Annotated in this window: 12 protein-coding genes and 1 rRNA gene; 11 read left to right on the top strand and 2 right to left on the bottom strand. The window is 62.5% G+C overall.

Features of this window, described 5'->3' with window-relative positions; genetic code table 11:
- Positions 1-60 precede the first annotated feature (60 nt).
- From rrf to pgaD, 7 genes are all read left to right on the top strand, one after another.
- A 5S ribosomal RNA gene (rrf, locus tag AB4O09_RS29895) occupies positions 61-176 on the top strand.
- Positions 177-350: 174 nt separating this feature from the next.
- Positions 351-989, top strand: coding sequence for a hypothetical protein (locus tag AB4O09_RS29890; protein ID WP_013691999.1), 639 nt, complete (start codon positions 351-353; stop codon positions 987-989).
- Between the two features lie 158 nt (positions 990-1,147).
- On the top strand, positions 1,148-2,653 hold the full coding sequence (locus tag AB4O09_RS29885; RefSeq protein WP_028237210.1) for a YdgA family protein: 1,506 nt from the start codon (positions 1,148-1,150) through the stop codon (positions 2,651-2,653).
- 245 nt (positions 2,654-2,898) lie between these two features.
- Positions 2,899-5,379: a poly-beta-1,6 N-acetyl-D-glucosamine export porin PgaA gene (gene pgaA, locus AB4O09_RS29880; RefSeq protein WP_013692001.1), complete on the top strand. Its 2,481-nt coding sequence runs from the start codon at positions 2,899-2,901 to the stop codon at positions 5,377-5,379.
- A gap of 12 nt (positions 5,380-5,391) precedes the next feature.
- Positions 5,392-7,389, top strand: coding sequence for a poly-beta-1,6-N-acetyl-D-glucosamine N-deacetylase PgaB (gene pgaB, locus AB4O09_RS29875; protein WP_003196459.1), 1,998 nt, complete (start codon positions 5,392-5,394; stop codon positions 7,387-7,389).
- A 1-nt stretch (position 7,390) separates the two neighbouring features.
- Positions 7,391-8,746, top strand: coding sequence for a poly-beta-1,6-N-acetyl-D-glucosamine synthase (pgaC, locus tag AB4O09_RS29870; protein WP_028237211.1), 1,356 nt, complete (start codon positions 7,391-7,393; stop codon positions 8,744-8,746).
- Positions 8,743-9,249 (top strand): poly-beta-1,6-N-acetyl-D-glucosamine biosynthesis protein PgaD, encoded by a 507-nt coding sequence (gene pgaD, locus AB4O09_RS29865; RefSeq protein ID WP_003196464.1) that lies wholly within the window; start codon positions 8,743-8,745, stop codon positions 9,247-9,249. Before pgaC ends, pgaD begins: the two co-directional genes overlap by 4 nt.
- Before the next feature lie 55 nt (positions 9,250-9,304).
- Here the strand turns inward: pgaD and AB4O09_RS29860 are convergent, their stop codons facing one another.
- On the bottom strand, positions 9,305-10,837 hold the full coding sequence (locus AB4O09_RS29860) for an apoptosis inducing factor family protein (RefSeq protein WP_027912071.1): 1,533 nt from the start codon (positions 10,835-10,837) through the stop codon (positions 9,305-9,307).
- A 139-nt stretch (positions 10,838-10,976) separates the two neighbouring features.
- Here AB4O09_RS29860 and AB4O09_RS29855 point away from each other — a divergent pair, with 139 nt between their 5' ends.
- The 3 genes from AB4O09_RS29855 (at position 10,977) to AB4O09_RS29845 (ending at position 13,219) form a co-directional block, all read left to right on the top strand.
- Entirely contained in the window at positions 10,977-11,537 is a 561-nt protein-coding gene (locus AB4O09_RS29855; RefSeq protein WP_003196468.1) for a YbhB/YbcL family Raf kinase inhibitor-like protein, read from the top strand.
- Positions 11,538-11,692: 155 nt separating this feature from the next.
- Positions 11,693-11,866, top strand: a complete 174-nt coding sequence (locus tag AB4O09_RS29850) for a hypothetical protein (protein WP_003196469.1) — start codon at positions 11,693-11,695, stop codon at positions 11,864-11,866.
- A 39-nt stretch (positions 11,867-11,905) separates the two neighbouring features.
- Positions 11,906-13,219, top strand: a complete 1,314-nt coding sequence (locus AB4O09_RS29845) for an MFS transporter (protein ID WP_003196471.1) — start codon at positions 11,906-11,908, stop codon at positions 13,217-13,219.
- A 9-nt stretch (positions 13,220-13,228) separates the two neighbouring features.
- Here AB4O09_RS29845 and AB4O09_RS29840 read toward each other — a convergent pair whose 3' ends face one another.
- Positions 13,229-14,107: a LysR family transcriptional regulator gene (locus AB4O09_RS29840; RefSeq protein WP_003196472.1), complete on the bottom strand. Its 879-nt coding sequence runs from the start codon at positions 14,105-14,107 to the stop codon at positions 13,229-13,231.
- A 107-nt stretch (positions 14,108-14,214) separates the two neighbouring features.
- Here AB4O09_RS29840 and AB4O09_RS29835 point away from each other — a divergent pair, with 107 nt between their 5' ends.
- The gene (locus AB4O09_RS29835) at positions 14,215-15,216 is read left to right on the top strand and encodes a zinc-dependent alcohol dehydrogenase family protein (protein WP_013692005.1); all 1,002 of its coding nucleotides are present in this window, start codon (positions 14,215-14,217) and stop codon (positions 15,214-15,216) included.
- Positions 15,217-15,294: the final 78 nt, after the last annotated feature.

Here is a 15,294-nt window from a genome sequence, read left to right as displayed (position 1 = left end):
TTAGTAGAAGTCATCGATTTTACCGACACGTTGTTGTTGAACGGGTTGGTCACAGAATTTCTTGACGACCATAGAGCATTGGAACCACCTGATCCCATCCCGAACTCAGCAGTGAAACGATGCATCGCCGATGGTAGTGTGGGGTTTCCCCATGTGAGAGTAGGTCATCGTCAAGATTGAATTCCCAGAACCCCTGTCTGCATCAGCAGCCAGGGGTTTTGTCGTTTTGGGCCGGTAATCGGATCAAGCCCCTGATGCCCCGGCAAACCCCCAATGCCGTTGCTATGCTGTGATAGTCGGGCTTTGGCGACCAAGGGCCCGCGACGTCACTGGTCATGGGGATTCCAATAATGAAAAACCCTTATGCTCCCGGCTTCTGGTGCGCCATTGCGGCTTTGATACTGCTTTCGGCCACTTATTTCTATGGCGTCATGCTCACTCACCAGATCGACAAAGCGCTGTTATTCCTCGATAGCGCCGCGGCGTTGATCGGCGTGATATCCATTGCAATCGTGGCCTGGGCATCGCTTCAGGGTCAGCGCATCAAGAAAAAACACCTCGAACAAGGCAAGACACTGGTGTTGATTTGGGACACCAAGGTTGCGCTGCGACGTGTCGAAACGGTGTTTGACCGTTATTTCTGGGGCAGTTATTGGCAGCCTGGCCGCACGTTCCAGGAAGTCATGGGGGAACTCACTGGTACCCCGCTGGAAAAGAGCCTGGAAGCCCTGAAAACCCAATGCGCTGCCTTGGATAAGCAAGTCACCCAGGACGGCTGGCATTGGCTCAACAACGCCCGAGAGTTGTGTGACGTGGCTAATGCCATGGCCCGTGAACGCTATCAACTGGACTTCTGCGATTCACGCGCAGACTCATCATCGGGCGCGGCAGTGATCAATCGCGATTTCGAAGTGCTGGTGTACACCTGGACGGCCCGCCTCAAGACTTTCGACCATCAGCTCGACGAGATCGAAGTCCAATATTCGTAGACTACCTCGCAAGAAAACGTTTTTACCCCTTTAAACATTGGGCCCGCAGGGGTGCCTGATGGTAATCTCCCCTCCTCTTTTACGGCGTCGAGCCACACCCTTTGCGGGTCAGGGAAGACGACGGCTTTGTTCAACCATGGATATCGATCGGGTCACTCATGAATAAATCAGCAAGCATACTTCTGGGAATCGTTGTGGCTGTCGGTGCTGTCAGCGCGGGCGGCGCCTGGTACACCGGGACCAAACTCGAAGGCGTGTTGACGAACGCTATCGCCGATAGCAACAAGCAGATGCAGACAGCCTTGGCCGGGTCTAACAGCACGGCCACCCTGGAGCTGGTTTCCATGGACCGTGGAACGTTCAGCAGCACCGCCCACTACCGCCTCAAGGGCGAGGGCGAGATCTTCGGCGGCGAGCCGGTTGAGCTGCTCTTCGTCGACCAGATCGAACACGGCCCACTGCCATTTTCACGCCTGATAACGCTCAAATGGCTGCCAGTCATGGCCACCAGTCACACTGCCCTTGAGCGCAATCCGCTGACTGACAAGTGGTTCGCCGCCACCAAGGACCAATCGCCGCTCAAAGGTGTGGTCAACCTGGGTTACGACCAATCCATCAATGGCACCTACGAGCTGCTGCCCGTGGATACCAAGCTGGATGAGCAATCCCAGCTCACCTTCTCCGGTCTTAAGATCGACCTGGCTGCCAGCGCCCAGGGACAGAAGGTCAAGGCCGACGGCTACATGGACAGCTTCAAGCTGACCACCGTTGCCGAAGACCAGACTCCGGTGCAGGTTGAGCTGAACGGCCTGACATTGGCCAGTAACCTGAGCAAAAGCTCCTACGGTTACTACATGGGTGACAACACCCTGCTGATGAGCAGCACCAAGGCCACTTTTGGTGAGCCGAAGTCGGTGCTGGGCTTGAAAAATTTCGAGATGAAGAACAGCAGCACCGAGAGCGGCACCAGCGCTTCGGGGCGCGCCGATTACAAGATCGGTGAGTTGTCGTTCAACGACAAGACCATTGGTTCGGCGCAGATGGCTGTCAGCCTGAAGAATCTGGACATCCCGGCCACCATGTCGCTGATGCAGATTTACCAGACCAAGCTGCAACCTTACGAAAAAGCTGCCGCCGAGGCCGCTGCAGCCGGTGAGCCGGCGCCAGAGCTGAGCCTGACCGAAGCTGAAGAAGCACAGGTTAAGGCCGACTTGGAGAAACTCCTGGCCGGCGCCCCGCAAGTGGCGTTGGAAAACCTGTCCTTCAACACTGCCAACGGTGAAAGCCGTGCCAGCCTGATCGTTGATCTGGCCAAGCCGCAGTCCATGGACCTGCCACCGGATGAGTTGGGCCGTCAGTTGCTCGCCCTGCTGGATTTCAACATCAAGGTTTCCAAGCCGATGCTGGTTGACCTGATGACCGTGCAGGCACAGATGGAAGGCCAGACCGATGCCAAGTTGATCGCCGATCAGGCCACTGCCACCAGCGATATGTTCAGCGCCATGGCGGTCGGTTCGGAACTGGCAACGCTTGAAGGCAACGATGTTGTCACCAAGCTGCACTACGCCAACAATCAGGTCGATTTCAACGGCCAGAAGATGACCGTTGAGCAATTCACGGCATTCGTGATGAGCAAGCTGGGTGGTGGCGTCGCCGTCCAGTAACGCGTTCGGCAACACCCCAAACCCGGCCCGTGCATGACGCATGGGCCGGGTTTTTTTACGCCTATCGATCAGCCCTGCGCCGAAATCTGTAGCGATTCTGAAGAATTGTGGCGTTCCTGAAGATGACCCGACTGAGAGTGCAAGACTAGGCCCATTAGAGCTTGGCTGGATTCCTTTGATCCGGCTTCCTGTTTGATGGGCAAGGGGGCACTGCGACCCGGCTGGCCATGTAAGGATGCTGACGAATGCCGCGTACTGTGGGTCCTTTTATTCAACGTGGTTTGCGCCCGTTGTTTCGCGTAGCGCTGTGCAGCCAACTGTGCTGGCCGATGCTGGCGTTTGCCGATACCGCCTATGACCAGATGGTGCTCGATGCCCGTGCAGGCCATTACACGCCTGCGCTGGCTGCGTTGCGCCAGGTGCCGGCTGGCCAGGCCAGCACTGCGCAGATCAGCGACCACCTGCAGATCGCCAGTTGGGCCGGCCTCGACGCCGAGGTGGTGACGGTCTATGAGACCCAGGGCCGCCATCGAGCGTTGCCTGTCCAGGCGCTGACCGCTGCGGCTCGAGCCTATCGAAACCTCAAGCGTTGGGATTCGGCGGCCGAGCTGTACCGCCAGGCCTTGGTGATCGATCCCCAGAACCCCGACCTGCAACTCGGCTTGGCCTTGACCCAGGCCGATAGCGGTCAGCCCGACGAAGCCGTCACCCGTGCCAAGGCCATGGTCGCCGCCAAACCGACAGATCCGATGCGTCGACTGGCACTGGGTTATGCCCTGACCCGCGCCAACAACCCCCACGAAGCGCTGTTCGAATACGACCAGGCCTTCACCCGCGCGGGCAACAGCCCAGAGATTGCACGCGAATACATCTACGCCCTGCAACGCGCTCGGCTGCCCGAGCCGGCGCTGCGTCTGGCGCGTCTGCAGCCGGGGTTGATCGACCGTGGCGTGCAGCGCCGCCTGGAGGGTGACGTGGCCGCCGAGCGGGTGCGCCTGGCGGACATGACCAGCCGCAGCGAACAGGAGCGCTTCGTCATTGCCGACCGCGCCCTGGCCGACTACGACAAGTTGCTCGCCACCTGGACCCCGGTGGCCGAGGCCCATGACGACGTACTCCGTTGGCGCATCGATCGCATGGGCGCCCTCAATGCCCGCGCCCGTCGGGCTGAAGTGATTGCCGAATACCAGAAGCTGATCGCCGAGGGTGTGAGCATTCCCACGTATGCCCTGCGTTGGGTGGCTTCTTCCTATCTGGAGCAGCGTGAGCCGGAAATCGCCGTCGAGCTGTACCGCCAGGTACTCGCGGCGCCGGATGCCGATCCTGCGGAGCGCTTTGAGGACAGCACCGCGCTCTACTATGCGTTGCTGGAAAGTGAAAAATCCGAAGAAGCCCGCGCACTGGCCGAAGACATGGCGAAAGCCCAGCGCCCGCGCATCGAACTCAAGGGCCTGCCGATCGGCAACCCCAACGATGAATGGATGGATGCCCAGCAACTCGCCGCCCAGGCTGGCACTTATGGCGCCGACCTGCCTTCTGCCGAAGCGCGCCTGGACACCCTGGTCAACCAAGGCCCCGGCAACACCGGCATGCGTCTGGCCCAGGCCGATCTGTACCAGGCCCGTGACTGGCCGCGTCGTTCGGAAAACCTGCTCAAGGAAGTCGAGGCCACGATCCCGCGCAACCGTGACCTGGAAATCGCCCAGGCCCGCGCAGCCATGGATTTGCAGGAATGGCGGCAGATGGATGCACTCACCGACGACGTGGTCGCCCGCTATCCGGAAAACGCCCATGTCAAACGCCTGCAACGCCAGCGCGACGTACACGACATGGCCGAACTGCGCATCGAGGCCTACACCGGCAAGAGCTATGGCGGTGGCAACGGTGACGCCGGTGCCGTCACTGGCAGCCGGGATTTTGGTATCGAGACGCTGCTCTACAGTCCGCCCATCGATGAAGACTGGCGACTGTTCGGCGGTGCCGGCTACGCCACCGGTGATTTCGAGGAAGGCACCGGCCACCACCGCTGGCAGCGCCTGGGCGTGGAACGTCGCACCCGGGACATGACCTTGGAGGCCGAGGTCTCCAATCATTCCTATGGCTCCGGCGACAAGCAGGGCGCGCGCCTGGCCGTGGCCCGGGACATCGACGATCACTGGCAGTACGGCGGGAGCCTGGATTATCTCTCGGCCAATACCCCGTTGCGGGCGCTCAACAGCGGCATTCGCTCTAACGGCGGTAGCGGTTTCCTACGCTGGCGGGCCAATGAAAGCCGCGAGTGGCGACTGGCTGTCACCCCGTCCCATTTCAGCGATGGCAACAACCGCCTCGAAACCCAGCTGACCGGTCGCGAAGGCATCTACAGCACGCCGCGCGTGCAAGTGGAGCTGGGGCTGGAAGTGGGGGCCAGCCGCAACAGCGGTTCCAACGAAGTGCCTTATTTCAATCCGAAATCGGACTTCAGCGTCATGCCGACCGTGAGCGTCAATCACGTGTTGCACCGCCGCTACGAGACCACGTGGAGCCAGCAGTTCCAGGTCGGTGCCGGTACCTACAGCCAGCGCGATTACAGCACTGCCGCCGTGGGATTGCTCAGCTACGGCCAGCGTTTCATCTGGAACGACGTGCTGGAGGCCGGCGCCGCGCTGAGCTGGCTCAACCGCCCCTACGACGGCGATCGCGAAAGCGATCTGCGCCTGCTTGTCGACCTCACTTATCGCTTCTAGAAGAGTTTGAAGATGCCTGTCATTTCGCGATTCATCCTTCTGCTGGGGGTCTTGCTGATCAGCGCTTGTGCCCAGCAAGCCCCGGCGTTCACGCCGCCCTCGCAGCGCCCGCTGGCGGCCAATGACGCCCCGTGGCCGAAGAACCATGTGCTCGGCATCGCCTACCACGATGTCGATGACCGTGACCCGGACCAGGCGCTGGTGGCCGTGCGCACCGAACGCCTGATCGAACAATTGGCGTGGCTGCGGGAAAACAACTATCAGCCGGTCACGGTGGACCAGATCATCACCGCCCGCAACGGCGGGCCGGAGCTGCCGCCGCGCGCAGTGCTGCTGAGTTTCGACGACGGCTACGCAAGCTTCTACACCCGCGTCATGCCCATCCTGCGTGCCTATAACTGGCCGGCGATCCTCGCCCCGGTCGGCAGTTGGGTGGATACGCCGCTGAATCAAACGGTGGATTTCGCCGGGGTGCCGCGCAAGCGTTCCGAGTTCCTGACCTGGGAGCAGATTCGCGAGGTTTCCAAATCGGGCCTGGTGGAAATCGCTGCCCACACCGACGCCAACCACAAAGGCGTGCTCGCCAACCCGCAAGGCAACCAGCAACCTGCCGCGACCACCCGGCGCTACGACCCCGTCACCGGTCGTTATGAGACCGAGGCCGATTTCCAGGCTCGCCTGCGCAAGGACGTGGCGGCCATTTCCGAGAAAATTCGCAAGGTCACCGGCTACAGCCCGCGCGTCTGGGTCTGGCCTTACGGTGAAGCTGACGGCACGGCGTTGCAGGTGATTGGCAGCGAGGGCTATCAACTGGCCCTGACCCTGGAAGACGGTCTCGACAGCCTGGACAACCTGATGAGCGGCCCACGCTTCCTGGTGGCGTCCGATCCGGATGGCGCCCATTTCGCCGAAAGCATCGTGTCCGTGCAGACGATTGACCCGATGCGCGTAGTGCATGTCGACCTGGATTACGTCTACGACCCGGACCCGGTGCAGCAGGAAGCCAATGTCGGCCAACTGGTCCAGCGCATTTCCGACCTGGGCGCCAATACGGTATTCCTGCAAGCCTTCGCCGACCCGAAAGGCGACGGCCTCGTGCATTCGTTGTACTTCCCCAACCGTCACCTGCCGGTACGCGCCGACCTGTTCGACCGGGTTGCATGGCAGTTGCGCACCCGGGCCAACGCCAAGGTCTATGCCTGGATGCCGGTGCTCAGTTTTGCCCTGGACGCGAAGCTTTCGCGGGTACAGCGCTGGGATCCGGAAACCGGCAAGACTGGCGTTGCCCCGGACCAGTACGTGCGTTTGTCGCCGTTCGACCCGAACGTGCGCAAGGTCATCGGCGAGATCTACCAAGACCTGGCGCGGATGAGCTCGGTGGACGGCGTTTTGTACCATGACGACGCGGTGTTCTCCGACTTCGAGGATGCCAGCCCCGCAGCCCTGAAGGTCTATGCCGCCCACGGCCTGCCGACGTCCATCGCCGCCCTGCGGGCCGATCCTGCAGCGATGCAACGCTGGACCCGCTTCAAGAGCCGCTACCTGATCGACTTCACCCATGAGCTGACCGCCAAGGTCCGGGCGATTCGTGGCCCGCAGGTGCGCACCGCGCGCAATATCTTTGCCGAACCGATGCTCAATCCGGAAAGCGAAGCCTGGTTCGCCCAGAACCTCGACGACTTCCTCGGCGCCTATGACTGGACGGCGCCGATGGCCATGCCGCTGATGGAAAAGCAGACCCTCCAGCAATCCGGCCCCTGGCTCGAGCGCCTGGTGGACACCGTCAAGGCTCGCCCCGGCGCGCTCAAGCGCACGGTGTTCGAATTGCAGGCCCGGGACTGGCACAGCAAGCCGGTCAGCGACATCGACGGCGAACAACTGGCCGACTGGATGGGGCGCCTCAAGCGCAAAGGCGTGACCAGTTTCGGCTACTACCCGGACAACTTCATCGAAGACCAGCCCGCTGTGAAAACCGTGCGGCCGGCGCTCTCCAACAAGTGGAATCCTTGACATGCTCGACAGACTGCTCGCTCTGCTGGTGCTGGCGATCGTCCTTGGGGTGCCCCTGGGCCTGATCTTCCTGGTCACCGGGCAATTCCTGATGGACTTCGTGTTCTTTTACCCGCTGTTCATGTCCGGGCTGTGGATCGCCGGCGGCCTGTATTTCTGGCTGCACTGGGAGCGCCACTGGCCGTGGAAGGACGACACCTTGCCACCGCCCTTGGCCGGCGAGCCGCTGATCAGCATCCTGATTCCATGCTTCAACGAAGGCGACAACGTCGCCGACACCATTCACGCGGCGCTGGGCCAGCATTACCCGAACATCGAAGTCATCGCCATCAACGACGGCTCGAAGGACAACACAGCCCAGATGCTCGATCAGTTGGCGGCTGAAGACCCGCGCCTGCGCGTGTTGCACCTGGCAGAGAACCAGGGCAAGGCCGTGGCCCTGCGCATGGGCGCCATCGCGGCGCGCAGCGAATACCTGGTGTGCATCGACGGTGACGCGCTGCTGGCGCCGAACACCTGTGCCTACCTGGTGGCGCCTATGCTGGACAATGCCCGCCTCGGCGCGGTGACCGGCAACCCGCGAATCCGTACCCGCTCGACTCTGATAGGCCGGGTCCAGGTTGGCGAGTTCTCCTCGATCATCGGCCTGATCAAGCGCACCCAACGGGTGTTCGGGCGGATCTTCACCGTGTCCGGCGTGATCGTCGCGTTCCGGCGCACCGCCCTGCACCGGGTTGGCTACTGGAGCCCGGACATGATCACCGAAGACATCGACATCAGTTGGAAGCTGCAACTGGATCACTGGAGCATCTTCTACGAGCCGCGCGCGTTGTGCTGGATCCTCATGCCCGAAACCCTGCGCGGCCTGTGGCGGCAACGGCTGCGCTGGGCCCAGGGTGGCGCCGAGGTGTTGTTCAAGAACATCCGTGGCATCTGGCAATACCGCCACCGCTACCTGTGGCCGCTGTTGTTCGAATATTGCCTGTCCACCGGCTGGGCGTTCACGTTCCTGCTGTCGGTGATTTTCTGGGGTGTCGGCAAACTCGTCGAAATGCCGGCGGCCATCGCGGTCGATCACCTCATGCCGCCAGCCTTCACCGGGTTGTTGCTGGCGGTGGTGTGCCTGCTGCAATTCGCGGTGAGCATCCTGATTGATCGGCGGTACGAAAAAGGCCTGTGGCACATCATGTTCTGGGTGGTCTGGTATCCGTTGGTGTTCTGGCTGATCAGCCTCTTCACCACCCTGGTGAGTTTTCCAAAAGTGCTGTTCGGGCAGCATCAGAAGCGTGCGCGCTGGATCAGTCCGGATCGCGGTATCAAACCGTTCGATGATCAGGAAGAGGAAGTGATCCGATGAAAATTATCAGGACCCGGCAACGGCCTTTTCTGGTGGTCATCGATGCGTTTTTCACCGTGCTGGCGTGGGTGGGGCTGTTGTACCTGCTGGTCAATGGGCTGTGGCCGCTGTTCGCGAGCCAGGCCGGTCCTCGCCCGGGTGGGTCTCTATTCGATACCCTGGGGACCTTGCAGGTCTATGGCTGGATCGCCTTGGTCAACGCGGTGCTGTTGATTACCTGGGCACGTTACCAACAGCGTAAAAGTCGCGGCTTCGCTCAGCGCCGGTCGCCGGCCCCGGTCGTGAATGACCAGGGCTTGAGCGCCAGTTTCAAGTTGACCGACGAACGCCTGGACACGCTGCGCCAGCCAGGCTCGAAGACTATTCACAACAACCAGGACGGCGACATCAGCCACGTCGTACCGCACTTCCACTTGCTCAGCCCCGACTTGCAGCCACCGCCCCTGGCGCCAATGGAGCGGCCACGGGTTATCCATTTGCCGGCGGATCAGTCCGTGCATTGATGCAAGCCGCGCCGGCGCTATCGCGAGCAAGCTCGCTCCCACAGAGGATTTGGGGCTAGGACGAAAAATCCCGGATCAGCCGCCATGCCTCGTCCACCGGCAATGGTTGTTTCATGCGCTGGGCCAACGCCGCCATGGCCCGGCCTTCATCACAGGCCACTGCGGCGGCAACGAGGCCGTCCTTGCCCAGCAGGGCAATAAAGGGCGGATGCTCGGGCGTGCCCTTGAATTCCACTTCGTCCCAGTGCTCGGCGTGGCCAAGATAGTCGTAGCGTTTGCCGAAGTGATAGGTCCAGAAAAACGGCACGTCCAGATAGTGCTCGTCGCCGCCGAGCATGTTCGCAGCGGCAATGCGCGCCTGTTGCTGGGCCAGGCGCCAATGCTCGATGCGCTGGGGCTGGCCGTTCAGAGGGAAGGTCGCGATATCGCCGACGGCCCATAAGCCATCAGTCACTCGCATGCCCGCGTCAACGGACAGTGACTGGTCCTGTTCCCTTGGCAATGCGGCGAAGGGCTCGGTGGCCGGGCGCACGCCGACGCCGATGATCACCAGGTCCGCGGCAACGCGCTGGCCGTTGTCCAGCACCACGGCTTCGACCTTGCCCGCCCCCTCGATCTGCGCCGCTTCGCTGTCGGAGCGGTACACCACACCATTGGCCCGGTGTCGGGCCAGGATGGCCTGGCCGACGCTCTCGCCCAATTGTGCGGCGAACGGCACCGGATGCCGGGCCAGGACCGTAACGTTCAGCTCGCGCTTGCGCAGGGACGAGGCGACCTCCATGGCGATGAAACTGTCGCCGATGATCACCGCCTGTTGCCTTGGCCGGACGGTGTCGAGAATCTGCCGGGCGTGGGCGATCGAACGCAGCACGAAGACTTGCGGCAAATCGATGCCGGGCAACGCTGGCATCTTGGGTACGCCGCCAGTGGCGATGAGCGCGGCGTCGTAGTCCAGGCTTCGGCCATCGGCGAGTTGGATGTGCCGAGCGTCGGGGTCCAAATGGGTGACCTCGCCGTGAAGCCTTTCGATGCGTTGCTGGGTGAAATAAGTTTCATCGCGCAGCGGCGACGTCTCGTTGACCGCCATGTCGCCGGCCAACACATACTTGCTCAGCACCGTACGGTCGTAGCCGGCTTCGGCTTCGCGGTCGATCATCAGGATTCGCCCGCCAAAACCTTTCTCGCGCAACGCCGCCGCGCAAGCCGTGCCGGCAGCACCGGCGCCGATGATGACAAACGTGCGCGCGTCATCGGCCGGCGGGACTTTATCGGTTGGCAGTGGTTGATCGTCGACCCAGACGTCACCCTCCCGCACCTCGACGTGATAGCGCGCCAGGCTGTCGAGGGCCGGCGGTTCGCACAGGGCGCCGTCCTCAGCCCGGAACGCGGCCTTGTGCCACGGGCAAATCAGCCTTCCGTGGCACACCGCGCCCTTGGCCAGTGGTGCGCCGGCATGCGGGCATTTGCCCTGGAAGGCGCGCACCTGATCGCCGGAGCGCAACAGCAGGATGGATGTGTCGTTGATTTTGACTTCGAGGCCGCGGTCTTCACGAACGTCGGCGAAACGGGCGACTTGATGCAGAGACATGGTCATTCTCCGGCAGGCGTTTCCCTTTGGAGTCGCAGGGCCGGAACGAGTTTCAGCATAATTGTCACTGCAACCTTGGCGAAGCTGCGGCTATAGTTCGCAGGCCGTCCATGGCCAGACACGCACAAGGTGCCCCGGTATGACCCGATTGAACTCTCTCTCCCCTTGGCTGGCGGCCGTCGCCCTGGTGCTGTGCGCACAAGGGGCTGTCCAGGCCGAGGAGCGTTTTACCCTCAGCATCCCCGGCGTGTCGGACGACCGCCTCTTCACGGCGGCAGCAGCCAGTGATGCCAACACCTGTGGTGGCAAGAACATTTCTCCAGCCTTGAGCTGGAACGCCGGCCCGCCCGGCACCCTCAGCTACGCCATCGTCATGTTGGACCCGGACGGCCAAAGGGGCCAAGGTGTCGACCACTGGATCCACTACGGCATCAAGGCCTCCACGCGGCAGATTCCGGCGGGTGCCGGCACCAAGTCCTCGTTGGAGGGCATGAGCGGTATCAACAGCAAGAACACTCACGGCTACATCGGTCCTTGCCCGCCTGTCGGCGACAGCGCTCACCACTACCTGATCCAGCTTTTCGCCCTGGACCTGCCGCCGGAAGCCCTGCCCGCCGACCTCACACGCGCCCAACTGATGGAAAAAATCAAAGGTCACGTCCTGCGCAACAGCAGCGTAGTGCGCCGCTACCACCGCTGACCCGAACAGCACAAACCCCTGTGGCGAGGGAGCTTGCTCCCACTGGGCTGCGACGCAGCCCCCCACAATGGCGCTGACGCTCCGACACAACATTGGCATCACGCGCCAAAAGCGAGCACTATCGAGTCCCTGTTCACTCATGCCGGAGGATGGCGATGACGCAGAAACCCGACGGCATCGCCCGCCTCCTGAACTGCCCCACCAAGGGCGACGAGATGCGCCGGGCCATCGCCCAGAGCCGCAAGGATTTCCTGCCTGCCGACGAGGCCGAAGACGCCGAGCCAGGCCAGCCACCGGTTGAACCGGTGATTAATGATCGCGACGACTGAGCCGTCGCCCTCTCTCAAACTTATCGTTCAAATCTGCCTATGACTGCCACCCCTGTTCTACCCGGTGACCGATTCAGCCGATCCGATTACAAGACCCTGGGCCTGGCCGCCTTGGGAGGCGCGCTGGAGATCTACGATTTCATCATCTTCGTCTTCTTCGCCCTGACCCTCAGCCAGTTGTTCTTTCCGCCGGAAATGCCCGATTGGCTGCGCTTGCTGCAAAGCTTCGGGATTTTCGCCACCGGCTACCTGGCCCGGCCCCTGGGCGGCATTCTCATGGCGCACTTCGCCGATCGCCTGGGGCGCAAGCGCGTGTTCAGCCTGAGCATCCTGATGATGGCCTTGCCGTGCCTGCTCATCGGCGTGATGCCGACCTACGCGCAAATCGGTTATTTCGCACCGTTGCTGTTGCTGGCGCTGCGTATCCTCCAGGGTGCGGCGGTGGGCGGCGAGGTGCCCAGCGCCTGGGTGTTCGTGGCTGAACATGCGCCGCTGCATCATCGCGGCTATGCCCTGGGTTTCCTCCAAGCCGGCCTGACCTTCGGCTACTTGCTGGGCGCCTTGACCGCAACAGCGCTGGCGCGGATCTACACACCGGCAGAGATTCTCGATTACGCCTGGCGCCTGCCGTTCCTGCTAGGGGGCGTTTTTGGCGTGATCGGCGTCTGGCTGCGTCGTTGGCTGAGCGAAACGCCGATCTTCATGGCCCTGCAAGCCAATCGCGAAGGTGCTGCGGAACTGCCGCTGCGCACGGTCCTGCGCGACCACCGCCAGGCGTTGCTGCCCGCCGCCATCCTGACCTGCGTGCTGACTTCTGCCGTGGTGGTGTTCGTGGTCATCACCCCGACCGTGATGCAGAAAAGCTTCGGCATGACCGCCAGCCACACCTTCGCCCTGAGCAGCCTGGGCATCGTGTTCCTGAATATCGGCTGCGTCCTGGCCGGCCTCATCGTCGACCGCATCGGCGCCTGGCGCACCGTCATGCTCTACAGCCTGCTGCTGCCTGTGGGCATTGCCGTGCTCTACGCCAGCCTGATCAGCGGCAGCGCCTGGCTGGGCCTGGCCTACGCCGTGGCCGGACTGGGTTGCGGCGTGGTCGGTGCGGTGCCTTCGGTGATGGTCAGCCTGTTCCCACCGAAGATCCGCGTGTCCGGTATCTCGCTCACCTACAACATCGCCTATGCCCTGTGGGCCAGCATGACACCGCTGATGCTGATAGCACTGGTGCCGTGGAGCCCATGGGTGTGCGTGGCCTATTGCGGGGTGATGGGCGCGGTGGGCGTGGCTGCGGCGGCGTATTTTCCAGGGCGCCATGGGAAAGCTGCGCAACCGTCATTGGCCTGTGGATCCTGATCCGGCTGTTCAAAGACGCTCGCGCAAAAAATCCACAAAGGCCCGGGTGCGTGCCGAGCGGCGTCGATCGTGACTGAACACGGCGCTGACGGGAAGCGCCAGCGGCTGGTAATCGGCAAGCACGGTGCAGACGGTTCCCTGGCGAATATCGGCAGCGAACAACCACTGCGGTGACAGCGAAACGCCCAGCCCCGACAGCACCATTTCCCGGATTGCCTCGCTGCTGTTGCAGGTAACGTTGCCCTTGATCGTGACGCTGTGCTGTCGGCCATCCTGGTCGAACCGCCAGACGTCGTAGTGCTCCAGCAGCGTGAACGCCAAACAGTTATGGCCGACCAGGTCAGCCGGTGCGAGGGGCTTGCCATGCTGTTGCAGATAGGCGGGGGAGGCGTACACCCGGCGCGGGCTGTCGCCGAGGGAAATCGCTACCAGCCCTTCGCTTTTTACCACGCCGATGCGAATGGCCAGGTCGATGTTCTCCTTCAACACATCCTCGTTCTGATCGCTTAGCCTCAAGTCGATCCGAAGCTGTGGGTGACGCGCGAGAAACTCGCCCACCAACGGCGCAATGCACAAGCGGCCGAAACTGACGGGCGCTGCCACGCGCAGAAGGCCGGCGATCTGTTCCTGCCCACTGGCGAAACTGAGCCGTGCCGCGTCCAGGCTGGCGAGTATGTCCTTGCTTTCGGCGTAGAAGCGCTGCCCCTGATCGGTCAGCGCGAGATGGCGGGTGCTGCGGGCAAACAGCGCCCCGCCCAGGTGTTGCTCCAACGCGCGGATCTGTTTGCTCACCGCCGGTTGGCCCAGGTTCAGTTCCCTGGCGACGGCCGAGAACGAGCCGCGCTCCACCACCCGCACGAACACCTGCATTGCGTCGAACAGATCCATCAGGATTTAGCCTCTGTCTGGAATAAATCCTATCCATTGTTGCTCACTTATCGGAATGCGTCTTCCCTCGCACTATGAACCTGCCCACTCATTGGAGGTTTACCGTCATGAACAACACCATGTCCGCCGCCGTTGCCGAAACCGCTCAGGCTGCGCTGATTGTCCGTTCCATCTCCCGGCCCATTCCCGGCAAAGGCCAGGTATTGATCAAGGTGCATGCCGCCGGAATCAACCCGCTGGACACCAAGATCGCGGCGGGAGGCGGTGCCCACGCACGCCAGCCGCTGCCCGCCGTATTGGGGATTGACCTGGCCGGGACGGTGGTTGAACGGGGAGAGGGCGTGAATGACTTTGCGCCTGGCGACGAGGTGTTCGGTATGGCCGGCGGGATCGGCGGGGCCCAAGGCGCGCTGGCCGAATACATCGCGGTCGATGCCCGCCTGATTGCGCCCAAGCCCCGCTCACTGAGCATGCGCGAAGCGGCCGCCTTGCCGCTGGCCTTCATCACGGCCTGGGAAGGCTTGGTCGATCGCGCCAACGTCCGGGCCGGGCAACAGGTGTTGATACATGGTGGGGCGGGCGGTGTCGGTCAAATGGCCGTGCAAATCGCCAAGGCCCGTGGCGCCGAGGTCTACGCCACGGGCTCGGCCAACAGCCTGGATTTCATCCGCGAACTGGGCGCGTCAGCCATCGACTACCGGACCCAGGACACCGACAGCTACGTGGGCCTGTACACCGATGGCGAAGGCTTCGACATCGTCTACGACACCGTGGGCGGCCCGACCCTGGATGCGTCCTTCAACGCGGTAAAGACCTACACCGGCCATGTGCTCAGTTGCCTCGGCTGGAGCCAACACAGCCTCGCGCCGTTGTCATTCCGCGGGGCGAGCTATTCCGGAGTTTTTACGTTGATGCCGCTGCTGACGGGCAAGGGGCGCGAGCATCATGGTCAGATCTTGCGGGAGGCCGCCGCTCTGGTTGAGTCAGGGCAGCTGCGGATCAAGCTGGATCAGCGCCGGTTTGGCCTGGAGCAAGTCAATGAGGCCTTTGCCCAGGTAGCCGAGGGGCGTGGGGCGGGGAAAACGGTAGTGGACATTGGGATCGAGTGAGACGGGACCGCACTTCGTCAGGGCCAAACAACTTGAGCGCGTGTTCAAACGCCGTAGAATGCAGCCGCCATTATGCCG

The organism is Pseudomonas sp. H1_F01 (genome assembly GCF_054681425.1).
Note: the sequence above shows the minus strand (reverse complement) of the source record. Positions and strands in the feature narration are given on the sequence as shown.